The sequence below is a fragment of the Corynebacterium tuscaniense DNF00037 genome (assembly GCF_000759055.1).
Lineage (GTDB): Bacteria > Actinomycetota > Actinomycetes > Mycobacteriales > Mycobacteriaceae > Corynebacterium > Corynebacterium tuscaniense.
Map to the genome: position 1 here is coordinate 55,904 of NZ_JRNG01000002.1, position 23,595 is coordinate 79,498.

Consider the following 23,595-nt stretch of genomic DNA (forward strand, 5'->3'; position numbering starts at 1 on the left):
GCCCGCTTGTCTACTCGTACCTCAGCGCGTCAATAGGCTGCATCTTTGCCGCCTTATTCGCCGGATAAGCACCAAAGAACACACCAATCGCCATAGAGAACAACAACGCGAACAAAACTGCGCCAATGGGCGGAAAAGCGACTGGGCCGTAAGACTCACCATCGATCATTCCGATGAAGCCACTAGCGAAGATGCCTATGCCCCCGCCAAGCACCACGCCGATGACACCACCCAGCAAACCAACCATGACTGCCTCAACGATGAACTGAGTCCGGATATCGCGCTGCGTTGCACCAAGGGCCTTACGCACACCGATCTCACGCGTGCGCTCCGTCACCGTGATCAACATAATGTTCATCACGCCAATACCGCCGACGAGCAGTGAGATACCCGCGATGGCGGCGAGCACCGTACTGATGATCCCGAAGATGCTCGTGAAGGCAGCTAATTCCGCCTGCATATCAATGACTTCAACCTGAGCTTCGTCGTTATGCGCATACCAGCGATCAAGATACGTTTGCAGCTCCTCCCGGAACGCCGCCGGGTCCTCATCACCGCGAGTCATCACAACAAAGTTGAAGACATTCTCGATCTTCTGGCCCACCCGGTCAGACACGCTGACAGGAATGTACATCTGTCCGAATGCAGTCTGCTGGCCAAAATCATCCGCACTCTTCTGCTCACCTTCAGCGACGCCAATAATGGTGAATACACCGGTAGATGCACCTGTGACATCAATGCGTTCACCAATGGCAGAGGCGGCATCACCGCCAAAGAATGCGTCAACAAGCTCCTGCGACACAACCGCAACTGGGCGCTGTGTGGCAATGTCCTGCTCGGTAATAGCGCGCCCGTAAGAGAGCTCCACGTTGCGGACCTTCATCGAATCCGCCAACACCGGAATCACATCAACAATGGCTGTCTTATCCCCGTAGGTTGTCTCCGCGGAGAGCGTTTCCTGAATATCCACGCCCTCAACACGTGGCCCGAAATGATCCTTGATCTCTTGGAGTTGCTCCAAAGAGACCATGTCTTGCTCATCCGTGACCGGCATATTAAAGCCACCGGAAAACGTATCTTCTTGCTGTTCGGACTCTTCCGGCTTCTCCGTGATCAGCACGATGTGCTGCGACGCCCCGATGTCTTCCAGGCCACTGAGAACCTGATTCTGGAGGCCACGCCCCAACGTCATGATGATGATCACGGCCATGATGCCGATGATGATGCCCAGAAGCGTCAGCACCGAACGCATCTTGTTCGTGCGCAAGCTGCCCACGGCGAGGTTGATTGATTCACGCAATTCCATCTAGCGCCCACCTCCCGCATGCACATCGACGATTCGGCCGTCCTTCATCTCCACAATCCGCCGTGTTTCTTGTGCAAGGTCCGGGTTGTGAGTGATGAACACGATGGCCTTGCCGTACTCCTCATTGAGCTGATGGAACAGATCCATCACCATGCGGCCCGTCCTCGAATCCAACGCCCCCGTCGGTTCATCCGCCAGCAACAAATCCGGATCATTCGCAAGGCTGCGTGCAATCGCCACACGTTGCTTCTGGCCACCAGAAAGCTCGTTCGGCGCATGTGAGATTCGGTCCCCCATCCCGACCATCTCCAGAAGCTCGGCGGCACGCTCCTCGCGTTCTTGCTTACCGACGCCCGCGTACATCATCGGCATCGCCACATTTTGCAACGCATTAATGCGCCCAACCAGGTTGAAGTTCTGGAAAATAAACCCGATATTTTGCGAGCGGTACGACGCCAACTCATTGTCATTTTTGATGAAAATATCCTCACCATTGAACGCGTAACCGCCGTGGGTGGGCTTATCCAACATCCCGATCAGGTTCATCAGCGTTGACTTACCGCAACCCGAAGGACCCACGATGGACACGAACTCACCGTGCTTGGTATCAAAATCAATCCCGTGCAACACCGTCAGCTCAGTGTCTTTGCCCTGGTTGTAGGTCTTGACGATTCCTCGCATGCACACCAGTTGATCTGGATCAATCTCGACCAGCTCTGGCGTCATACCGTGAACAGAACTGCTCACTGTCTAGTCCTTCTTATCGTTCTTGTCCTGGCCAAAAGACTCATCGGCGATCTGGACTGTCTCACCAACCTTGTCCTTGTAATCATCAGGCCAGGCAACGACCATGTCGCCTTCCTTCAGATCACCACCAGTCACGGCGATGTCCGTGTCATTCTTCACACCAGTTTTCACCGTGCGTTCCTCTACCGTCGCCGTCGAGTCCTCCTCAGGCACAAGCACCAGCACCTTGCCATCCCCATAGACCGCGTCGCGCGGAATGCTCAACCCATCCTTAGTTTCATCCGTGATGATCTCCGCACGCGCCGAACCACCCAAGCGCAGGTCATTCATGTCCCCGACAACTTCAATCTCCACTGGGAACAAAATGCCAGAGTCCTTCGACTGTCCCTGTCCCTGCCCCTGCTGCATGGCACGTGCCGCTGGGTCTGTCTCCTCTGCCATCGGCGCAATTTTGCGCACGCGACCCTCAATTTTCTTATCCCCAGTCACGGGGGTGGTGAACTCAACCCGGTTGCCTTCCTTCACCCTGGCCACGTCAGTCTCACGCACATTCGCCTTGACCAGCAAGCGCGAAGCATCCGCAATAGTCAACAAAGCACCAGCAGCTGGGGCACCTTCTTGCGCCTCGATCTTGGTGACAACACCGTCCATCGGCGCAAAAATCTCACGTTCTTCCATCTGGTACTCAAGAGAGCTCGTATCCTCTCCCATCCCAGGTGGAATACCCTGCTGTGTACCCAGCTGCTCTTCGACAGCGGCCTGAGCTTCATTCTGGCCTTCCACACGCCCTTGTTCATGCGCTTCAACGAGGGCCTGTTCAATCTCCTCCCGGCTCGGACCTGGAGCAGGGGCGGGTGCCGGTGGTGGTGGGGCACCCTGCGGGAAGATGGAACTAATGCTGTCATGGATGGCCTCACCAGCGTCCTGAACTGCACGTTCGACTTGGCCTGCAGCAGCTGTCATCGTGATCGACTCACCGGAAGCATTCAACTGACGCTCAATGGAAGACGTATCCATTGTCACCAGCAGCTGCCCCTGTTTGACACGGTCCCCTACCTGCACATGCACGGTCCCCACCGGAACTGTCAGAGTGCTGGAAATCGCGGCAGTACGTACCGGCTCTACAGTGCCATCAACGACGATGCTGTCCACTACATTTTCACGTGCTGCCACCGCGTAATCGCCCGCTGAAACAGCATCGTTAGCACCCTTCTCACCCGCACCACAAGCGGTGGTGAAAAACAGAGACGTTGCCATAGCCAATGAGACCCCAGCCCGACGTGCCCACATGGTGTGTTGAGATGACAAAATGATTCTCCACTTTCAGGGGATGAGAACAAACTTACTGAAGACACTTTACACACCACCAAACTTAAGATGGAAGGCTCATTCGGCGCTCCATGCTCAGGTCTTGCACCGTGGGCCGATCATCCAATGGGTCCTGTGGTGGTTCGAAATCAGGGGCCGGTGTAGTTGGCGGTGGTGTTGGGTGGAAGGGGAAAACCAATTTGTATTCCGCTTCTAAAGTCTCGAGCGAATTCACGCATGCCTCATAGTCCCGATTTTCTTCATACCGGTCCATGATCGTGTGCGCTAGGGCAAAGAACCTTGTTGCATGCCGCCTTAGCTTCAACAGCCCGCGCAATGTTGTCTTCCACTGCGGGTTCTCAGCCAGCACCTGTCTTTGAATGAACCCTTCACGCTCCGACTTCATGTACGTCCCGTCGGGCAAAAGCCACACCACTTCCCCAGTCACCGGATCTGGCAAGTAGTACGCACGTTTATCGGTTTTTATATTGTGATGTCGCTGACACAGACAATAGAGATTGTCCACCTTCGTCCGACCGCCCTCGCGGTAAGAGATTCGGTGATCCATTTGGCAGCTCTCCGCAGGGACATGGCAGCCTGGCCAGACGCAAGTACCGTCACGCCACCGAACCTTTGCTTTGATGTCATCCGGTGCCACATATCCAGCTACAGCACGGTTAAGGTCCTCGCTGTCCAAGTCCACGACCGCACCATTCGCGTCCGCCATGAAGTGAAACATCGCGGTCCCTGGTGCCGTGGTCCAGCCGAACGAGGGGATATATACCGAGGTGTTGCGATCAATCAAGCCATCAGCATTCTTCGGCGCGTAGCCATAGACCACTACTTTGGCAGCAGGAGCCACATCCCCGGTAAGCAGCTTCACCGTTGCATCCGCCAGGCTCAGTTTGTGTTCACGCGCTGTTTCTTCGACGAATGCGCGGATAGAAGCCATTGTTGCGCAATCCCCTACAACGTTTAGGCGAGCGCTGCCAACATCTTCATTTTCCGCACTGAATGAGACCTTGCAGCACCCCGGCGGTACATCTTCACCCTGTTCGCGGGTCCTCTTCTTCTTTGAGCAGTAGTCAATATTCGGATCAAACGCTGCCAGAAGCTTCTTCATTCGGTTCTTGATCATCCACGGCGTGGGCAATTGCTGATTCTCCGTGGACGGACTAAACAGTCCTGCCAGCAGCTCATCAAAAGCAGCGAGCATCTCATCCGTGATGTCGTTGCCCAACCGCGCAAGCTGATTATCAATGGTGATCAAGCGGGACAGATCGAGGCGCTGTGTCCTTCTTTGAAGGTCCCGCAACATTGGTAGCTCTTGAAGCCGCATGTAGGCACACATTGCATTTTCAACCGCCTTCTTCCCCATCCCCGTGACAACACTTAGCTTGGCTATCTCCACGTGAATGTCATCACTGGAACCCGCGAAATCCTGCCCATCTTCGGCGTAGAGACCAAAAAGTCCAAACTGACACTGGCGCAGCAGCGAGGCATATTCCGCATTTTCATTATCCGGACACTCGGTGGCAAAGAATGCAGTTTCTTGCTCCGGCTGGGTGTCCTCCCCGTTCTCTATGATCTTTTCCAATCGCTTTCGCACGCCTGAAGCTGACACGATCTCACCCCCTTCGATATTTCAATTTCCTAGGCACAACAATACCAGAACATATTTTCGATCCGCAAGGGCAAATTCAAACTATTTACAAATACTACTGACTACTTGTTCGAATAGACACGAATACCGAAAGTGCCCCACACAGCATCGGGCGGGAGGACGTCGATGATTGCGATGCGGGGGTCTCTCACAAGCGAACGCAAGACGTCCCCCTCTTCCCAGACCACAACGGCGATGAGTGGCTCAGTGCCGAAAACTTGAGTACGGTCCGGCATCTCCCCCACGGTGATCGGAGGCGCATCCGCGACGATGATCTGGTTCACACGGCGCACATCCCGTAACAAGGTCGCCGCATCAGCCGGCGCGAGAGGCGAAGAAAAGGTGACCAGTGCGAAAGCAGGTTCATTCGCTTCCGCAAGGGAGTCTTGGGATCGCTGTGCATATTCCATCGCGGACTCATTATTGTCAGGGCCAAGCTGATCCCCCATGAGATTCGGATCAATCCCCGTGGTCAGACCCAACATGTAGATGCCGGCAAGGCACGCGAGGCAGCCAAGGGCAGCGAGTACGCGTTTCATCCGCGGAGCACATCCACCGCATGTTGAAGGTCCGCTGGAAAAGGTGACTCAACCTCCATCCATGTGCCTTTGCCCGGATGAATAAATCCGAGCTTCGTCGCGTGCAGCCACTGGCGGTTCAAACCAAGTCGCGCGCTCAAATTGGGATCGGAGCCATACATCGGATCGCCCACGCACGGGTGCCCCACTGAAGACATGTGCACGCGAATCTGGTGCGTGCGTCCCGTTTCCAGCTGAATCTCTAGCAAGCTCGCCTCACGGAAAGCCTCCAACACCTCGTAATGCGTGACGGAATGGCGGCCATCCGACGTCACGGCGAACTTCCACCCAGACGAAGGGTGACGGCCAATCGGCGCATCAATCGTGCCCACGATCGGATCCGGAAGCCCCTGCACAACCGCGTGGTAGGTCTTATCCACGGTGCGTTCCTTGAACGCGCGCTTCAGTACTGAATAGCCCGGGATGGAATTAGCCACCACCATCACGCCAGACGTGCCCACGTCAAGGCGCTGCACAATGCCTTTGCGCTCAGGTGGCCCCGCATCGGGCAGCTGAAAGCCCATCGCATACAGCCCGCCCACAACAGTCGGCCCTTCCCATCCCAAGGTCGGGTGCGCAGCGACGCCGACTGGCTTATCGACGACGATGACATCCGCATCTTCATACAAAATGGTCAGCCCCTCCACCAATTCCTCCTTTGGCATCGGTGGCGCTTTCGGCTCCGGCAGGGTCACCTCCAAGGTTTGGCCGGTGGAAAGGCGGGTGGATTTGGGGGCCAAGGAGCCGTCGATAAGCACTTCGAGCTCCGCGGCGACCGTACGTGAAACTCCGAATGCTTTGGCAACGGCGGCATCAACGCGCATGCCGTCGAGGCCTTCAGGCACGACAAGTGACCTGTACTTGCTCATTTCTTCCCCGCAAAGAACAGCGAGATGATGAACACGATCACCCCGACATTGATAGCCATATCTGCAAAATTGAACACTGCGAAGGAGCCAATAGAGATGTAATCCACCACATGCCCGAACCAGAAGCCTGGATCACGGAAAAGTCGGTCAATGAGGTTCCCCAAAGCACCACCGGCAATGAGGGCAAGACCGACGAGCTCCCATCGAGTTTTCAAGCGTGGCGCCGCAATGAGCGCACCCACCACAAAAACAAGCTGAATGGTGGTGAACAGCCACGTGGAACTACTGCCAAGGGAGAAAGCAGCACCCGGATTGAACACGAGAAGAAGCCGGAACCAGTCCCCGATCAGGTAGAAAGGTTCTCCTGGCGTCAGTGAAGACACCATGATCTGCTTGAGAATCTGATCGATGATTCCCACGGCGACCATGATGAGGGCCAGATGCGTGCGCTTATGAGTTAGGGAGGTCATTGGCCCCTAACCTTAGTCGGCGGTAGGTTCAAGGAGTGAGTTTGCGTAGAATCACCGCCACTCTTCTTGTGGCCAGTGCCTTGGTTGTCTCCGGTTGTTCCAGAACTGATCCGATTGAGGAGATCCCTGATTTTGCCGTGGACACACCTGACGTGAAGCTCATTTCCGCAGGTGAAGGCGATAAAGAGCAGCTGGTCTATTCATTTTCCCCACAAGAATCGGAGATCACTGTGTCCTACGCCGCGCACCAGGGCGCTGTGGCAACAGACAAGGTGAGCGTGGAGGCTCCCGCCGGAGGCGACGTCGAGCAAGTAACCCTGCCATTATCTGTTGCTGTGGTGGACGGAAACGTCGCTGAGTTCACCGTGGGTGAGCCGAAGCATTCCAACCTGGACACCGGCACTGAGGCGTTGACCGCTGAAGGTTTCCGCATGCGCTGGACCACCGATGTGCAGGGACAGATCGAGGACATCAAACTGTTGCCCCCAGAAGGCAGTTCCGATGAGGGGCGCGCAGTCATTGAGCGCGCGCTGCTGCAGATCATTTCCACTAACCCGGTGTTCCCCGTGGAGCCGGTGGGCGTGGGAGCAACATGGTCGGTGGAAACGCGGACGTTGGGTGAGACGAACATGCGCCGCACAACCACCTACTCGTTGACCTCCCGCGATGGGAATACCGTCACGCTGGATGTTCAGGTCCAGGAGGAACCCGCGAAGAAGACTCTGAATCTGGATGGTGAGGATAACCTGACTGCTGAAGAATGGTCCACCACATCACAAGGGACGATCACGGTAGATCTGAACAAACTTCTTCCCATCGCCGGCGAGAACGCGGCCACCACCCGCACTGTTTACGCTGGACCTAACCCTGATTTCAAGGTGGTCCAAGACATGACCACCGCAACGACGTACAAGAAGTGATCTCACATGCGGCACACCCACATCGGTTTAGACGGAGTTTCCTTTAGTTATCCGGATGGACACCGCGTCCTCACCGACGTTTCTTTTGCGGTCCCCGCCGGATCAGTGACGGGTCTCATCGGTGAGAACGGCGCCGGCAAGTCCACTCTGTTGTCACTCATCAGCGGTGATCTGAAACCAACAGCCGGCACGATCATTACCCCAGAGTTGACCGGATTCATCGCGCAAGAAACGTCGCTGCCATTCAGTGCTCCTGCACAGTCGCTTATCGACGAATCCGTGCACGAACTCCGCGGCGTCGAACGCGCCATCACCGAACTGTCCGGACTGATGGCAGAGGATCCGGACAAGTACTCGGATCAATTCGATGCGGCTCTCGCCCGCGCGGAGAATTCCGGTGTGTGGGAACTCGATGCCCGCATTGCTGCTGTGTTGGCTGGCCTTGGTCTTGCCAATGTTGAGTTGAGCACTCCCCTGGGCGAGATGTCTGGTGGTCAGCGCCGCCGCTTCGCGCTTGCAGCGCTGCTGCTGCGCCCCGTGGATGCGATGGTGTTGGACGAGCCCACGAACCACCTCGATGATGAGGCCGTGGACTTCCTCATTGAAGAATTGCGCGCTTTCAAGGGTCCGGTTCTGGCAGCATCCCACGACCGCTTCTTCTTGGATAGCGCCTGCGATGGGCTGGTTGACCTCGACCCCGGTCTGGGTGCGGAGGGCGGCTTCGGTGAAGAAACCCGCCAGGGTGCGCGTTTCTCCGGTTCCTTCTCCGATTACCTGGTCGCCCGCGAGGCCCGACGCGCACGGTGGGCTACCGACTATGCCGCGCAGGAACACGAACGCGCCCGGCTGGAGAAAGCCGCCGCGATTACGGACGAAGACGTGTTCCACTCCTTCGAGAACAAGACCGAAACTCGCAAGGCAGCCAAGTTCTATGCCGATCGCGCGGCCAAGACCATCGGTGGGCGCCGCAAGTCCGCGGAGAACCGCCTCGAAGCACTCGAGCGCCGTGAGATTCCTGCACCTCCGAAGCGGCTGCGCTTCCAGGGCCTGCCATCCCACACCGCTACTTCTCTCGGTGTGCCCGCGGTAGTGACGAAGGATCTCGCGGTTGAAGATCGGTTAGCACCGCTGACCATCAAGGTGCAGCCTGGCCAGCAGCTCCTCGTGGAGGGTCCGAATGGCGCTGGCAAATCCACACTCCTGAAAATCCTGGACGGTGAGCTCACCGACTATTCCGGCGAACTCCACATGCCGGAAGAGATGACGGTGGCACGCCTCGAGCAGGATGACACTTGGACGGACCTCTCGGTGACGGCGCTGGATATGCTCCCGGAGATCGTCGAGATGGGCCTCATGACACAGGAGCAAGCAGAACAACCGCTGCAGGACCTCTCCCTCGGCCAACGTCGCCGCGTCTCCTTGGGGTTGATCTTGTCCTCACCGCCGGATTTGCTGCTTCTCGACGAGCCCACGAACCACCTCTCCCTCGCCCTTGCCGAAGAGCTTGAGGAAGCACTGTTGGACTTCGAAGGCACCGTCATCATCACGTCCCACGACCGGTGGGTGCGCCGCCAATGGCGCAGGCGTATCGCTGAAAAAGATCAACGCGCCACGATCCTCACTCTGTCCACGCTGTGGACGGACGAGGTGTGGCGCGAGGAAACCTAAAGGACTAAAGGGCGGGTGCCTGTTCCGGTGCTGGAGCAGGTGCCTGGTCCTCGATCTGTACTTCTTCCGGTGCCTGTTCCGGTGCCTGTGCCCCACACATGGCAGGGACCTGGTCAGGAGCAACGGTGTTGTGGATGAGGGTGCATGCCCAGGACTGGGACAGCTTCCAGGTTCCATCCTCGTAAACGAAGGACACGTTCTCCGCGGTAGTCGGGCCCTGATCCGGCTGGGTGAAGTTCACTGCGGCGAGCACCTCAGTCGGGGTGTACCCCGGCAGGATAGGCTCCACAACCTGGAAATCAGCGCCAGATTCATGCTTTGCCTGTGTCATCACATCGAAGATTTCAACCGCGTTCTCACCGCCCTGAACGGTGCGAGTGCGTTCCTCCATCGGCAGGTTTGGGTCAGTGGCTCGAGCAAGGATCTCATTCAGTTCGGCTGCAGTAGGCGTCTCCGCAGCCGGTGCTTGCTCGGCACCACTACTCGCTGTGGTTGCGGTGGCTTCTTCCTTCCCTGAATCGTCGTTCGAGCATGCCGCGAGAGTCACTGCGGCACCGAAGGCGGTCACGATGGCTACAAATTTGCTTGTTTTCACCGTTTTCACGTTACCGGTTTGGTCACGTGGGTCCAACTGACGCGCCTGTGGCACTCTTGGGAATATGGTGCAAGATTCAGTAATTTCCACTGGTGGGACGATTGCCTGTACACGCGACAGTGAGGGCGGATTAACCCCCACCCTTTCCGCGGCGGACTTGGTGGAGTGCGCGGGTCTTTCGGGGGTTTCGGCGCGTGACATCACTGCGCTCGATTCATCGGCGATGACATTCGCGGATATTGACGCAGTGGTTGAGGCCGTACAAGAGGAACTGGTAGACCATTCAGGGGTTGTGGTGACGCATGGAACAGATTCACTGGTAGATACCGCATTTGCGCTTGATCTCTTCTTCGAACGCCCCATAGTGATCACTGGTGCGATGCGGCCAGCGGATCACGAGGAACCAGATGGGTTTGAGAACCTGAGAACTGCAGTGCAATCGTTGACCCCCGGCGCACACGTGGTTTTTGCCGGGAAGGTTTTGTCTGCCCGCGGACTGATTAAGGCTCATACGGGAGCGTTGAATCCGTTTGTTGCTACCGGTGATGCTCCGACATACCCGTACCATCTTCCGCCGGTGTCATTGGCGGGGATGAACGTGCCCATCATCACCTGTTATCCCGGCGCGCCGGCGAGCATTCTCGATGGGGTTGAGGGGGCTGACGGCATCGTCATCGAAGGCCTTGGAGCTGGCAATGTCTCCACCGAGGTGGGCGAAGCGCTGGCAGATCTGTCGCTTCCCGTAGTCATGTCGACTTCCGTGCCCTTCGGCAAGGTGGACTTTGCCTACGGTGGTCCCGGAGGAGGAAACACCCTGGGGAAGTTCGGGGTGATTCCCTCCGGTTGGTTGCGCGCGGGTCAGGCCCGCATCGCTTTGGCGGTTGCGTTGCAGGCTGGGGTCCATCCAGCGGAGATTATCGGCGCTTGAACAGTAGTGCTCCGGCACCAATCAGGGCGATCACTCCAAGAACACCAGCGATCCACCATGTCTTGGTGTCGTTGCTTTCCTCCACCATGTCTGATTCCGGCTGTTGGATAATGTTGTCAATCCACTCGTATTGTGCTGCTACCGGGGCAACGGCTACCTTCGGATTACTCAGCAGTTCCTCCTCAGACGGGTTGTCTGGATCACTGAACAGTCCTGCAGACATCACAGCCGAGACGCGACCGTCCTGGAAAATTGGTCCGCCAGAGTCACCCGGCTGGATGCGGGCTTCATCCGCAAGGTCGACGACGGCGGCATTGGGGGCGTCGAAAAGCGCGGGCGCTTCATCGCTTGTCTTGGAGGTACCTTGTGCGATGGGTAGCTGAGTGGACCCGCCAGAACCATCGGAGGACCAACCGTAGAGGGTCACGTCACCGTCAGCGAGGGTTTCCTTGGACACCTCGGCGTAGTAGTCCAGCTGCATGTCCTGGACGGTGTGGACCAGGCCGATATCACCAATCGGCGCCTTCTCCCAACGGTCCACCTCGTAGACGCGCTGGTCTTCGCCCTGCAGAGTGCGGACGCTGCCTCCGGCCTTATCAAACATTTCCATGCAGTGACGCGCGGTGAGCACCCAGTGCGGGGCGACGGCGGTGCCGGTGCAGGTGCCGTCTTCTGGCTCATCGTCTTGCATACGCAGCGAGACAACAGTGTTGGCTTCAGCGGTGTTGCCGGCCATGTCTTTGCTCTCCATCGCAAGAGCAAGAGTTGGGTTGAGCAGGCTAGCCGTTGCTACGAGCGCTGCTGTGCGTGCGAGTTTCATAATTCTCCTTAGCGGTTTTAGTAATGTTCGCGACCACGGTTTCAAGCGGGCCGCGTTTAAAGAAGTGCTTCCACACCACAGCGATGACCGCTGCCGCCACCACCGTGACTACGAAAGACAAGTACTCCGAAGTCACAATGTGAAGGCAGTACAAGGTGAGCGTCATCGAACCCATCGGTTGAAGCACCAGGGATGCTGGGATGGCGGAGTACAGCAGACGGCACATACCGACCACTGCTGCCGACATTCCAATTGAGCCAACAACATCAACAACCCCACCCGTATGACCATTGGCATCAAGCCAGAACGGCAGCACAACATTCATGCGGAGGTACAGATCCGCAATTGCCAAGATCACTCCGACAACAACAGCGCCGCCGAATGACTTGATCCGGTTAAACAGCATGCCGGCAACCATGAGGGCAACCCACATGGCGAGTGGATAGGGCGCGCCGAAGATTCCTCCCAGCTGGCTCGTTGTCGCGCTGAGAGCAATAGCGGCAATGCCCACTGCAGCCAGACGTGGCGTGCTCCAGGAAGGAATGAAAGCGAGAAGCATCATTGAAAGGCCCAGCGGAAGTAGGACCACCTCGATGGTTCCGGCGAAAGGGACCAGCACAAAGTGAAGAAAGATGAGGATGAGCCCGCGCACCAAAAAGGTAACCGGGTGCGGTCGCATCAAGCCCATAGATATTCCTGCGAGGAACGCAAACAGCGCCGCCGGAAACCCGTAGAGCAACTGCCCCGCCATGCCCAAGGTGTTCGCACCAGTCACTGTCAGGTGCGCCGCCACCATGGCAATGAGGGCAATTGCGCGTGCCACATCAATTCCTACTATCCGCATGCTTCGCACGTTACGGAGGGCGATGTTGCGAGAGCGTTAAGATCATTTTTCATGTCCCCTCATGTACTCATCGTTGAAGACGAGGTCTATCTCGCCGACGCGTTGCACACCGCTCTGACCAGGGAAGGAATGCATGCGGAGGTGCTTTACGACGGCGCCGCGGCCGTGGAAAAGCTTGAAAGTTCCGGCGGCGGCATCGACGTCGTGGTGCTGGACCGCGACCTACCGGGCATGCACGGTGATGAAATCTGCGCGCGCATTGTTAGTGATTATCCCCACATCCGTGTGCTCATGTTGACGGCGTCTGGCACCCTCGATGATCGTTTGAGTGGGTTTAACTTAGGGGCGGACGATTATTTGCCGAAGCCGTTTGAGTTACCGGAACTCATCGCCCGCGTGGCTGCACTGGGAAGGCGCAGTTCCCCGAAGCGTGATTCTGTTCTCGTGTCCGGGGACGTGCGGATGGATACCGTGCGGCGGCGCGTCATGCGAGGAGATACAGAGATTGCTCTCAGCCCGAAGGAATTCGCAGTTCTGGAAGTACTCATGGAAGCAGGTGGAGCAGTGCTGTCCGCCGAGGACTTGTTGGAGCAAGCCTGGGATGAGAATGCGGATCCGTTTACAAATTCTCCGCGCGTGACCATTTCTTACCTGCGCAAAAAGCTTGGCGCGCCACAGGTGATTTTTACTCGACCTGGTGAGGGGTACTACGTCCCATGAGTCTGCGCTCCCGCATCACAGCAATGTTCGTAGCCACGACGGCATCGGTGGGCCTGGCACTCATCGCGCTAGTGTACGGCTACTTGAAGTTAACGCCGGTCCCCTTCCGCGCGGAGTTCCCGGACTCCGCAGTAATCGACGGCGCAGTTCCGGTGACCAGCGAGATTCTGCGCGCCATGTTAACTGCCTCACTGGTGAGTTTGCTGGTGCTGACCATTCTGGCCGGTGTCATCGGATGGTTCGTAGCCGGGTGGGTGATCACGCCGCTGTCCTCGATTGCCTCCACTGCCCGCAAAGTGACCGCGGGCGATATGAAGGAGCGCACCGGATACTCCGGCGCGGCCGATGAGCTCGGGGATGTGTCAAAGGCGTTGGACACCATGCTAGATACTCTGGCTGATTCCATCACCGCGCAGAAGCGTTTCTCCGCGAATGCCTCACACGAACTGAAAACCCCGATCTCCACTATTCAAACCATCGCGGATGTGGCCTTAGCAGGCCAGGACGAGTCCGAACTGCGTGAAGCTTTGGTACGAATCCGTGAGGTCAATGCCGGTAATGCCAAAACAGTGAACGCACTGCTTGATCTTGCCCGCGCGGAAATGCCCACTGTTGATGCGATTGATTTTGGTGCAATTTGCCGTGACTGCGGGATCGAAGCGGAAGCAGTCACCGTCACGGGAGATCCTATTTTGTTACAGCACGCAGTATCGAACCTCGTGCGCAATGCGCGCACTCACGGGGAGTATGTCGCGGGTGCGCTGAATGTGCGTAACGGGCAGGCCACCGTGACGGTGGAAAGTTCCGGGCCGGTGTTGACGGAAGATGAAGTAGCCACGTTTGTAGAGCCTTTTACCGGATCTGGTCACGGCTTGGGTCTCACGTTGACAGACAGTATTGCCACCTCACACGGCGGGAGGCTGGAGCTTGCGCCACGAGAAGCTGGAGGGCTAGTCGCGCGTTTTATCATTCCAGCCAGTCGTCCCACGCCAACGAGTCAATCGGGTCGCCTGGTTTAAGGTCTGGGTCGTCCGCACGGAGGTTAACCACTTTGCCAGGGCCTGTCGCGCGAGTTTCAAACCGTACGGTGACAAATCCGTGACCGGTGCCCTGTATCCAACCATGGCCGTACTCCGGGTGCGTGACGTCCTGGGTGGCACGCCAACTTGATTCGGTGTGTGCCGGTTCAGGTATCGGCGTGGCTAGCTCAGCAAGATCAGAAACGCCGGTTTCTTCAGGAATCACCTGGTGTGGCGTGATCTCCTGGTCTAATTCCGGGAAAAGCGTGTCCTGCATGATGGCTTCTAGGCCGGAGAAGCTTACTCCCACTAGACGGATAGGGCCAACCTCGTCAGGGTACCGCGCGATTTTGAAGGCGACAGCGGTCAAGGTGTCTGCATCGTCTGTCGCATACGGCAACGTCATTGAGCGGGATTCAATGCGAAAGTCAGCTAATTTGAGTTTGACGGTGACGGTGCGGGCCCCGCGGCCGTCGATAAGCAACCTGCGATGTGACTCACTCGCAGCACGTCTGATAGCGGCCTCGACTTCCGCTGTAGTGGTCAAATCAGTCGGGTACGTGTGCTCCGCCGAGATTTGCTTGGCTTCTGCGCGTGGCGCGACGGGCCGATCATCAGTGCCGCGGGCGAGCTGCCAGAGTTGCTTGGCCACGACACCCCCGAGCGCAATATCCACTTCTTTCTCCGTAAGGCGCGCGAAATCCCCAATGGTTTCTACCCCGGCGTTGGTGAGTTTCGCGCCAGTGACGGGGCCGACTCCCCACAGTTCATTGACGGGAAGGGGTTGGAGAATTTCTGTCTGACTGTTGCGCGGAATGATGAAAACACCGTCGGGTTTAGCCAGCCCAGAGGCAATCTTCGCGTATTGCTTGCCTGTGCCCGCCCCGATCGAACTGGGCAGGCCTGTTTCTTCCCGGATCTCCTCGCGGAGAAGGTTCGCCCACTGCTCAACATCATCCGGGGCGGCGCCTTGGAGATGAGCGGGCTCCATAAACGCCTCATCGATGGAGAGCTGCTCGAGCACATCAACGTGGCGGGCAATGATCTCGAACACCCGGCGCGACGCCGTGGAATACACGGCGCGACGTGGAGCAACGAGGACGGCTTTAGAGCCGACGAGACGTACCGCACGGTATGTCGGCATGGCGGAACGAGCACCGTATTTGCGTGCCTCATAGGAAGCGCCGGCGACCACTCCCCTGCCCGTCACACCAGCAACGAGCACGGGGCGGCCTTTAAGAGTCGGCCGGGTGAGCTGCTCGCAGGACGCGTAGAACGCGTCCATGTCAATGTGCAACACCCAGCGAGACATTCCTCTAGTTCTTCTGCACGCTTGCAGTCACACCATCGACCACGTCGTGCCCTTTGACCGGCTCGGTGACCACGTCGAAGGAGGTGGCCAGAGTCTCCGCAGCGATGTGGTCGGCGTGAGTGCGTGCCCACTGCTCCTTGTCCGCCGGAACGGACAGGACCACAGAGATGCGGTCGGAGACTTCAAGGCCTTCCTGCTTGCGGGCATCCTGCAGGCCACGGATGACGTCCGCTGTCCAGCCCTCAGATTCGAGCTCCTCGGTGACGTCGGTGTCCAGGACAACCAGACCCACTGCATCACCAGCGTCCACGCGGGCGGTGCTATCCGGGTTCTCTGCAACGAGGCGCTCGGTGTAGAGCTCCGGCGTCAGAACAATGTCACCATCGACGACGACGTTCTCACCCTCGCGAACGTAGTTGCCTGCCTTCACGTTCTTGATGGCGCGCTGAACATCTTTGCCCAAGGTCGGGCCAGCGACCTTAGCGTTCACCACAACCTCGAAAGAACCAGCTGCATCCACGTCAGTAGTCAGCTCCACGTTTTTCACGTTGACCTCATCACGGATGACGTCCTGGAAGCTCTGCAGGGAATCAGCGTTCGGCAGTGCCACCGTAAGCTGTGGCAGCGGCAGACGGTTACGCAGTTTGTTCGACTTCCGCACAGACGATGCAGCGGAGCAGACTGCGCGAGTGGCATCCATGGATGCCACCAGAGCCTCATCAGCCGGAATATCCTGTGCCTTCGGATAGTCCTCCAGGTGCACACTCCGACCACCCGTCAGACCACGCCACATCACCTCAGAGATAAACGGCAGCAGCGGTGCGGTTGCGCGGCACAGGATCTCCAGCACCGTGTACAGGGTGTTGAATGCCTCCGGATGTTCGTCCTGGCCAACCCAGAAACGGTCACGGGAACGGCGCACGTACCAGTTGGTCAAGGTGTCGGCGAAGAGACGGACCTCCTCGCATGCGCCGGAGATGTCCGTGGCATCCAGAGCCTTCTTGGTGTTGTCCACCATGTCGTGCAGCTTGGCCAAGATGTAGCGGTCAAGCACGTTGGTGGACTCGGTAGAGAATTCCGCTTCCCTATCCGCGTACAACTGGAGAAAGGAGTAAGCATTCCACAATGGCAGGATTGCCTGGCGGACACCGTCACGGATGCCCTGCTCCGTCACGATGAGGTTGCCACCACGCAGGATCGGGCTGGACATGAGGAACCAACGCATGGCATCAGAACCATCGCGGTCAAAGACCTCATTGACATTCGGGTAGTTGCCCTTCGACTTGGACATCTTCTGGCCATCGGAACCGAGGACGATGCCGTGGGCGACAACCTGCTTGTAGGCAACACGATCGAACAGTGCGGTGGCCAACACGTGCTGCACGTAGAACCAGCCACGGCTCTGGCCGGAGTACTCCACGATGAAGTCTGCCGGCTGACGCACATCGTGCTCTTCGACGTTCTCAAACGGGTAGTGGTACTGAGCAAACGGCATAGAGCCCGACTCAAACCAGCAGTCCAAAACATCCGGTACACGGCGCATCATGGACTTGCCCGTCGGATCATCCGGGTTCGGGCGGGTCAGCTCATCGATGTACGGTCGGTGCAGCGATTCCGGACGAACACCGAAGTCCTTCTCCAGCTCATCGAGAGAGCCGTACACATCCACGCGCGGGTACTCCGGATTGTCAGACACCCATGCCGGAACCGGTGAGCCCCAGTAACGGGTACGGGAGATATTCCAATCACGGGCCCCCTCGAGCCACTTGCCAAACTGACCGTCGCGCACGTGGCTGGGGATCCAGTCAATGGTCTGGTTGAGTTCCACCATGCGGTCACGGATATCCACAACTTTGACAAACCATGCTGGCAGAGCCATGTAGATCAGCGGTTCACCCGAGCGCCAGGAGTGCGGGTAGGAGTGAACGATGACCTTGTCCTGCAGAACACGATCCGCTGCCCTCAGATCGCGGATGATGTCCCGGTTCGCGTCGAAAACAAGCTTGCCCTGGTAGTCAGAAACAAGACTGGTGAACTTACCATCAGCATCAACAGGGATGACCAGGTCAACGCCGTACTTTTCGCACGTAATCATATCGTCCTCACCAAAGGCCGGAGCCTGGTGGACAATACCTGTGCCGTCTTCCGTAGAAACGTAATCAGCCACCAGAACCATGAAGGCATTCGGCTGGTCAGCGAAGTAATCAAAGACTGGCTTGTACGTCAAACCCTCGAGTTCGCTGCCCTGGAAGGTGGACACGACCTCGTACTCACCCAGTTCCTTCACGTACGAGCCGATGAGGGCGGTGGCGATGAGGAAGCTACGGCCGGCGAAGTCACCGTCCCTCACGCGAAGCAGGGTGTACTCAATCTCCGGACCAACGGCCAGAGCAAGGTTGGACGGCAGGGTCCATGGCGTCGTCGTCCAAGCGAGAGCTTCGGCGGTGTGAAGCTCCGGATGGTTTTCCCACGTCTTCGCTGCGGGGAAGCCCTCACGTGCACCGGTGAGCGGCAACGTCACGGTCACCGTTGGGTCCTGGCGTTCCTTGTACGAATCATCCAGGCGCGTCTCCTGGTTGGACAGCGGAGTGTGCTCAGCCCAGGAGTACGGCAGCACACGGAAACCTTGGTAGATCAGCCCCTTGTCATAGAGAGTCTTGAACGCCCACATGACGGATTCCATGTACTCGATGTCCATGGTCTTGTAGCCGTTCTCAAAATCAACCCAGCGTGCCTGGCGCGTGACGTAGTCCTCCCACTCGCCGGCATAGTGCATGACGGACTGGGCACAGTACTCATTGAACTTGGCCAGCCCCATGTCTTGGATCTGTGCCTTGTCAGTGATGCCCAGCTGTTTCTCTGCTTCCAGTTCAGCCGGCAGGCCATGGCAGTCCCAACCAAACACGCGCGGAACATGGTAGCCGGTCATGGTGCGGAAACGCGGAACAATATCCTTCACGTAACCGGTCAGAAGGTGGCCGTAGTGTGGCAAACCATTAGCAAAAGGCGGGCCATCGTTGAAAACATATTCCTCTGCGCCTTCACGGTTCTTCAGGCTGGCCTGGAACGTGTCGTCCTTTTTCCAGTAATCAAGGACGATCTGCTCCATCTCAGGGAACTTCTGTGACCCCCCGGTCATGTCCACTTTCGGGTACACGCGGGCAGTGTTTTCCATGAATCCTCCACTTCAGCCGCGGGGACGCGATAACTCGCGCGGTACCACCCCGCTTGGGAACGTACAAGTTCCCCACTTCATTAGTGGATTTTCCGGTTCTAATGAGCTTGCGCCGTTCTTCCGGAACGCTCCCCGGTGATAGCCGGATCACTGCGTGACAGTTGGACAGTTGACAGTGTAGCGCACAGAAAAATACCCGCCCTTTCAGGCGGGTAAAGCACCGCGTGTTACTTCTGCTCACCAGATGGTGCGGAAGAACCACGCGTCTCCAGCTCCTCAAGCTGAGACTCCAACAAAGTCTTCAGACGGGTGCGGTACTCGCGCTCGAAAGTACGCAGCTCGGCAATGCGCGTCTCAAGGGCTGCCTGCTGCTGCTTCACGGTGCTCATAATCTCGCTGTGCTTGCGCTCAGCCTCAGAACGCAGCTGCGCTGCCTGCTCCTCCGCCTTGCGGATCTGAGCCTCGGCACGGGAGTTAGCCTCATTCGTGGTCTCCTCAGCCTTACGCTGCGCCTCGGACAGCAGCTGGTTAGCCTGCAGCTCTGCATTCTTGGTGGTAGCAGTAGCGTTCTTCTCCGCTTCTGCAAGCTGGGAGGAGGCGCTAGCACGTGCTTCCTCAAGAACACGGCGGGCTTCCTCCTGCGCCTCGTTAGCCACACGGTCTGCAGTCTGCTGCGCCAGGCCAAGGACACGGGCAGCCTTAACATTTGCCTCATCATCAACGGAAGCCTGCGAAGCGGCCGCCTGCGACTGAGCCGCCTTAGCCTGCTTTGCCTCATGTTCGGCGCGCTCAATGCGGGCCTCATACTTCTTGCGCAGCTCCTCCTCCACCTCGCGGCGGATAGCAGCCTCATCTACCTGATTCCCTCGCGTAGCGCCACCATCTTCGAGGCGAGCGCGCAGTTCATCGTTCTCATCCTGCAATTGAGCAAGAGTATCTTCGACGAGGTCCAGGAACTGATCAACCTCGTCCTCGTTGTAACCGCGCTTGCCAATCGGCGGCTTGCTGAAAGCGACATTGTGCACGTCTGCTGGTGTCAGCGGCATGTGAGTTCCCTTCGGATAGATGTGCTCGAGGCACGTCTTTTAATTGATAGATGAACGATAGCAAGGTAAAGCCTAGCCCACAGCATCCTCACCCTCAACGTGAACCCGAGGGTAAGTCATCCAATTAGTTTAGATTCCAAAGCTGAGTCGCACCACCGCACTCAGCAACATTAGGGCGATGAACAGCACAATTACGCTGACATCTAACGCAACCCCACCCAGCGGAAGGGGCGGGATGAAACGGCGAAGAAATCGGAGCGGAGGGTCTGTGGTGACAAAAAAGAATTCCGCAACAACCATGAACCATCTCGGCGGAGAAAAGTGTTTAGAGAAGGACTGGATCATCTCAATGATGAGCCGGACGATCACCATGAAGGTGTACAACCCAATGAGGGCATAGAGAATAGCGCCGATCATAGTCACGGCAATACACCCTAACGCAGGTGAGCTGCACGCTCCAGCTCACCCACAGAGGTGCGGGCGTTTTCCGGAACGATAGCGAAGACCAGCAGGTCATCCCCGGTGCGGGACAGCTTGTGCATCTTGCCGCGTGCCGCAAAGCACAGTCCTGCAGCGAAGTCGATCAGGCGCATCGCGGTCGGCTTGTCCACAGAGGACAGGTCCATAACCACTGCGTCGCCGTCACGGAATGGCTCACCAATATCCTTCGCGTCGTTGTAATCGCGCGGGCGGACACTGATAATGGCCGCGGTGTAGTCGCGGGGAGCACGGCTGTAGGAAGTACCGGTTTCCTCATATGCCGGGTCATCATAATAAGGGTCGACCGAAGGATCGTACTGGCCGAGACCAAAGAATTCTTTCAGGCTATTTGAGAAAGACATAGGGTTAAGTCTCCTGTTCGCAGGCGGTTTATGGTTGTTTTTAGAGTACGGGTCGCGTTCCAAGCAGCTTGGTTCCGACACGCACGATGTCGGACCCAGAAGCTACTGCATCAACAAAATCTGCGGACATGCCAGCGGAGAGCTTCATTGGACGGCCAAGTTCATTTTCATACTGCAACGCAATGCTTTTCGACGTTTCGAAGACCGGCACCGGATCAACACCGATTGGAGGAACGACCATAAAGCCGTCGATAAGCACATTCTCTAATCCCGCGACTTCCTCAACGAGTGCGGGGAGTTCCTCGCGTGCGACCCCGCCGCGGTTCGCGTCATCATCAAAGGAAATCTGAATCAGGCATGGCAGCGGTTCGGTGCGCTCCGCGTTGTCCATGCCACGGTTGAGCGCGCGGGCAAGTTTGACGGAATCGAGCGAGTGGACGGAACTTGCCCACCGCGCCACCGAATTTGCTTTCTTGGTTTGAATCTGGCCGATCATGGCAATCTCCATGAGATCGCCTAGTTCCTCTTTCTTCTGCTTTGCTTCTTGTTCGCGGTTCTCCCCCACCATGGTGATACCAAGCTGCGCGAGCAGCGCAATGTCTTGCGCAGGGTGGAATTTGGTCACCGGCAAAATGGTGACACTGCCCGGCTCGCGTCCGGCCTTCTGTTCTGCCTCGCGCACCTCACGCGTGATGGTGTCCAAGTTGTTTTTCAGTTCCGCTAAGCGGTCCATTATTTGCCCCCTGTCAACCAGATAACTCCTGCCTGGCGGCCAGTTTCTTTGTCACGCCGGTAGGAAAAGAATGTTTCGTCTGTGATCGTGTCTGCCGGGTGCGCATCAATCCGAGTCACTCCGAGTGATAGGAGTTGCCGGATAAGCCCCGCACGCACATCAATTCCGGGAGTGCCTTTCTTGGTGCGTGTCTTCGAGCCAGGCAGATGATTCTCCACATCCTCGGTCATCTCTTGGGGCACCTCGTAAGATTCCCCCGCAGCAGCCGGGCCAAGCAACGCGTGGATAGAGCCCGCAGCAGCGCCCAGTTTCAGCATTTCTTCCACAGTGTTCTTCACAATGCCATTGCGTGCACCGATACGGCCAGCATGCACCGCAGCGATGACCTTTGCATAGGGGTCTGCGAGCAAGACCGGCACACAGTCTGCGACGAGTACGCACAGCGCAAGGTTCTCAGCCGTAGTAACGATGGCATCGGTTGCCTCAACTGGAGCATCCTGCTGCTTATCGACGACGGTCACCGTATTCGTATGCAACTGCTCCATCCACACGAACTGCTCTGTCTTGAGCCCGAGAGAGCCAGCTAGGCGTTGACGGTTCGCTGAAACCGCTTCTGGATCATCCCCAACGTGAGAAGCAAGATTCCCCGACGCACGGCCAGTAAAAACCATGCGGACGGGGCGCTTGGAGGTATCAGTGGTGTGCATTAACGCAGAAAGTCCGGGACGTCGAGGTCATCCACATCACGGCGGGCCGGGCGGTACGGCTCGGAGTCACGGGCCCCACGGGAATCATGCTCCGAGTTGGTAAACAGGCCACCACGGTGTTCGTCATAGCGGTGACGTGACGCGTATTCAGTCCGCCGCGGCGCCTCGGGGGCCTTCTCAACCGGCTTCTCTGCTTCGTTCTCGTCCTCGTCTTCCGTCTTCTTCTCGGAATTCGGCTCAGCGTCAAACAGGGAGCTACCGGTGGCTGGCGCTTCCTCCTCGGGGCGGGCATTCGCTTTCTCATCAAAGCCAGTCGCGATGATGGTTACGCGGACCTCATCACCCAGATTGTCGTCAATAATCGTGCCGAAGATGATGTTCGCGTCATCGTCGGCCTTCTCCTCGACAATGGAGGCGGCGTTGTTGACCTCCATGAGCCCCAAGTCTGAGCCACCTGCGACAGAAATGAGCACGCCCTTAGCGCCCTCCATCGTGGTCTCCAACAGCGGCGAGTTAATAGCCTGCTCAGTAGCAGCCATCACGCGATTGTCCCCGCGCGCAGAGCCGACCCCCATCAAAGCGGAGCCAGCATCCGCCATAACGGAGCGCACATCAGCGAAGTCAACGTTGATCATGCCCGGGATGGTAATGAGGTTGGTGATGCCCTGGACACCGTTATACAGAACCTCATCAGCAGCGCGGAACGCTTCCATCATGGACAACTCAGCGTCGCCCAGCTGCAGCAGACGGTCATTCGGGATGACGATGACGGTGTCGCAGACTTCCTTAAGGGTCTCAATCCCCTCCAGTGCCTGACGGGTACGGCGCTTACCTTCGAAAGAGAAGGGGCGAGTGACAACACCAATGGTGAGAGCACCCATCTTCTTCGCGATACCAGCGACGACCGGTGCAGCACCAGTGCCGGTGCCTCCACCTTCACCGGCAGTGACGAACACCATGTCGGAGCCTTTCAAAGACTCCTCAATCTCCTGCTTATGATCCTCAGCAGAGGTGCGGCCAACCTCCGGGTTAGCGCCGGCACCAAGGCCGCGTGTCGCCTCGCGGCCAATGTCAAGCTTTGTATCCGCATCAGTAAACAGCAGCGCCTGGGAGTCAGTGTTGATAGCTACAAATTCAACACCCTTCAGGCCCTCCTCGATCATGCGGTTCACAGCGTTAACGCCACCGCCACCGACACCGACGACGCGGATCATGGCGAGGTAATTGCTAGGAGAGGTCATGGATGGAACTCGCCTTTCAGGGTTCTTGTACAACAATTCGGACAACGCTTTCCATCATGACCAACCGAATGCGAATTTCGGCTA

The 23,595-nt window shown here is 57.6% G+C and carries 23 protein-coding genes; 5 read left to right on the plus strand and 18 right to left on the minus strand.

Translation table 11 applies throughout. The features are described from left to right. Window positions 1-10: 10 nt before the first annotated feature. From HMPREF2129_RS00885 to lspA, 7 genes are all read right to left on the minus strand, one after another. Window positions 11-1,306 carry an ABC transporter permease gene (locus HMPREF2129_RS00885; RefSeq protein WP_034661804.1) on the minus strand — a complete coding sequence of 432 codons (1,296 nt, stop codon included), beginning with the start codon at window positions 1,304-1,306 and terminating at the stop codon, window positions 11-13. Continuing rightward, window positions 1,307-2,032: an ABC transporter ATP-binding protein gene (locus HMPREF2129_RS00890; RefSeq protein ID WP_052092478.1), complete on the minus strand. Its 726-nt coding sequence runs from the start codon at window positions 2,030-2,032 to the stop codon at window positions 1,307-1,309. A gap of 24 nt (window positions 2,033-2,056) precedes the next feature. After that, the gene (locus tag HMPREF2129_RS10510; RefSeq protein WP_052092480.1) at window positions 2,057-3,310 is read right to left on the minus strand and encodes an efflux RND transporter periplasmic adaptor subunit; all 1,254 of its coding nucleotides are present in this window, start codon (window positions 3,308-3,310) and stop codon (window positions 2,057-2,059) included. A gap of 115 nt (window positions 3,311-3,425) precedes the next feature. Further along, window positions 3,426-4,985 (minus strand): HNH endonuclease signature motif containing protein, encoded by a 1,560-nt coding sequence (locus HMPREF2129_RS00900; protein WP_034661805.1) that lies wholly within the window; start codon window positions 4,983-4,985, stop codon window positions 3,426-3,428. A 101-nt stretch (window positions 4,986-5,086) separates the two neighbouring features. Then, window positions 5,087-5,563, minus strand: coding sequence for a hypothetical protein (locus tag HMPREF2129_RS00905; protein ID WP_052092483.1), 477 nt, complete (start codon window positions 5,561-5,563; stop codon window positions 5,087-5,089). Beyond that, window positions 5,560-6,471: an RluA family pseudouridine synthase gene (locus HMPREF2129_RS00910; RefSeq protein WP_034661808.1), complete on the minus strand. Its 912-nt coding sequence runs from the start codon at window positions 6,469-6,471 to the stop codon at window positions 5,560-5,562. The genes HMPREF2129_RS00905 and HMPREF2129_RS00910 overlap by 4 nt, the downstream gene beginning before the upstream one ends. Next, the gene (gene lspA / locus HMPREF2129_RS00915; RefSeq protein ID WP_034661810.1) at window positions 6,468-6,941 is read right to left on the minus strand and encodes a signal peptidase II; all 474 of its coding nucleotides are present in this window, start codon (window positions 6,939-6,941) and stop codon (window positions 6,468-6,470) included. The genes HMPREF2129_RS00910 and lspA overlap by 4 nt, the downstream gene beginning before the upstream one ends. 41 nt (window positions 6,942-6,982) lie before the next feature. Between lspA and HMPREF2129_RS10515 the strand changes: the two genes are divergently transcribed. Both HMPREF2129_RS10515 and HMPREF2129_RS00925 read left to right on the plus strand, forming a co-directional pair. Then, window positions 6,983-7,861 (plus strand): DUF6263 family protein, encoded by an 879-nt coding sequence (locus HMPREF2129_RS10515; protein WP_150385860.1) that lies wholly within the window; start codon window positions 6,983-6,985, stop codon window positions 7,859-7,861. 6 nt (window positions 7,862-7,867) lie between these two features. Further along, window positions 7,868-9,529, plus strand: coding sequence for an ATP-binding cassette domain-containing protein (locus HMPREF2129_RS00925; RefSeq protein WP_034661813.1), 1,662 nt, complete (start codon window positions 7,868-7,870; stop codon window positions 9,527-9,529). 4 nt (window positions 9,530-9,533) lie between these two features. Here HMPREF2129_RS00925 and HMPREF2129_RS00930 read toward each other — a convergent pair whose 3' ends face one another. Then, entirely contained in the window at window positions 9,534-10,124 is a 591-nt protein-coding gene (locus tag HMPREF2129_RS00930) for a hypothetical protein (RefSeq protein WP_034662030.1), read from the minus strand. Between the two features lie 64 nt (window positions 10,125-10,188). Between HMPREF2129_RS00930 and HMPREF2129_RS00935 the strand changes: the two genes are divergently transcribed. Beyond that, window positions 10,189-11,052, plus strand: coding sequence for an asparaginase (locus HMPREF2129_RS00935; protein WP_034661815.1), 864 nt, complete (start codon window positions 10,189-10,191; stop codon window positions 11,050-11,052). Here HMPREF2129_RS00935 and HMPREF2129_RS00940 read toward each other — a convergent pair. Continuing rightward, window positions 11,039-11,872 (minus strand): trypsin-like serine protease, encoded by an 834-nt coding sequence (locus HMPREF2129_RS00940; RefSeq protein ID WP_034661817.1) that lies wholly within the window; start codon window positions 11,870-11,872, stop codon window positions 11,039-11,041. The genes HMPREF2129_RS00935 and HMPREF2129_RS00940 overlap by 14 nt on opposite strands. After that, the gene (locus HMPREF2129_RS00945) at window positions 11,832-12,716 is read right to left on the minus strand and encodes a DUF418 domain-containing protein (protein ID WP_150385858.1); all 885 of its coding nucleotides are present in this window, start codon (window positions 12,714-12,716) and stop codon (window positions 11,832-11,834) included. Before HMPREF2129_RS00945 ends, HMPREF2129_RS00940 begins: the two co-directional genes overlap by 41 nt. 51 nt (window positions 12,717-12,767) lie before the next feature. On the opposite strand from HMPREF2129_RS00945, the gene HMPREF2129_RS00950 reads away from it, so the two are divergent. Both HMPREF2129_RS00950 and HMPREF2129_RS00955 read left to right on the plus strand, forming a co-directional pair. After that, on the plus strand, window positions 12,768-13,436 hold the full coding sequence (locus tag HMPREF2129_RS00950; RefSeq protein ID WP_034661820.1) for a response regulator transcription factor: 669 nt from the start codon (window positions 12,768-12,770) through the stop codon (window positions 13,434-13,436). Then, complete coding sequence (locus HMPREF2129_RS00955) at window positions 13,433-14,455, plus strand: sensor histidine kinase (RefSeq protein WP_084576390.1); 1,023 nt, start codon at window positions 13,433-13,435, stop codon at window positions 14,453-14,455. The genes HMPREF2129_RS00950 and HMPREF2129_RS00955 overlap by 4 nt, the downstream gene beginning before the upstream one ends. On the opposite strand, the gene HMPREF2129_RS00960 is transcribed toward HMPREF2129_RS00955, so the two are convergent. From HMPREF2129_RS00960 to ftsZ, 8 genes are all read right to left on the minus strand, one after another. Next, window positions 14,403-15,767, minus strand: coding sequence for a DNA polymerase IV (locus tag HMPREF2129_RS00960; protein WP_034661823.1), 1,365 nt, complete (start codon window positions 15,765-15,767; stop codon window positions 14,403-14,405). The two genes, HMPREF2129_RS00955 and HMPREF2129_RS00960, sit on opposite strands and share 53 nt — an antisense overlap. Window positions 15,768-15,771: 4 nt before the next feature. Further along, entirely contained in the window at window positions 15,772-18,942 is a 3,171-nt protein-coding gene (gene ileS / locus HMPREF2129_RS00965) for an isoleucine--tRNA ligase (protein WP_034661826.1), read from the minus strand. Window positions 18,943-19,169: 227 nt separating this feature from the next. Next, window positions 19,170-19,988: a DivIVA-like cell division protein Wag31 gene (gene wag31 / locus HMPREF2129_RS00970; RefSeq protein WP_034661828.1), complete on the minus strand. Its 819-nt coding sequence runs from the start codon at window positions 19,986-19,988 to the stop codon at window positions 19,170-19,172. Window positions 19,989-20,117: 129 nt separating this feature from the next. After that, window positions 20,118-20,405, minus strand: coding sequence for a YggT family protein (locus HMPREF2129_RS00975; RefSeq protein WP_084576392.1), 288 nt, complete (start codon window positions 20,403-20,405; stop codon window positions 20,118-20,120). A gap of 17 nt (window positions 20,406-20,422) precedes the next feature. Next, the gene (locus HMPREF2129_RS00980; protein ID WP_034661839.1) at window positions 20,423-20,830 is read right to left on the minus strand and encodes a cell division protein SepF; all 408 of its coding nucleotides are present in this window, start codon (window positions 20,828-20,830) and stop codon (window positions 20,423-20,425) included. Window positions 20,831-20,870: 40 nt separating this feature from the next. Continuing rightward, a complete protein-coding gene (locus HMPREF2129_RS00985; RefSeq protein WP_034661842.1) occupies window positions 20,871-21,563 on the minus strand; it encodes a YggS family pyridoxal phosphate-dependent enzyme in 693 nt (230 codons plus the stop codon). Then, window positions 21,563-22,270: a peptidoglycan editing factor PgeF gene (gene pgeF / locus HMPREF2129_RS00990; protein ID WP_034661845.1), complete on the minus strand. Its 708-nt coding sequence runs from the start codon at window positions 22,268-22,270 to the stop codon at window positions 21,563-21,565. Before pgeF ends, HMPREF2129_RS00985 begins: the two co-directional genes overlap by 1 nt. Further along, window positions 22,270-23,511: a cell division protein FtsZ gene (gene ftsZ, locus HMPREF2129_RS00995; protein WP_034661860.1), complete on the minus strand. Its 1,242-nt coding sequence runs from the start codon at window positions 23,509-23,511 to the stop codon at window positions 22,270-22,272. The genes pgeF and ftsZ overlap by 1 nt, the downstream gene beginning before the upstream one ends. Window positions 23,512-23,595 lie beyond the last annotated feature (84 nt).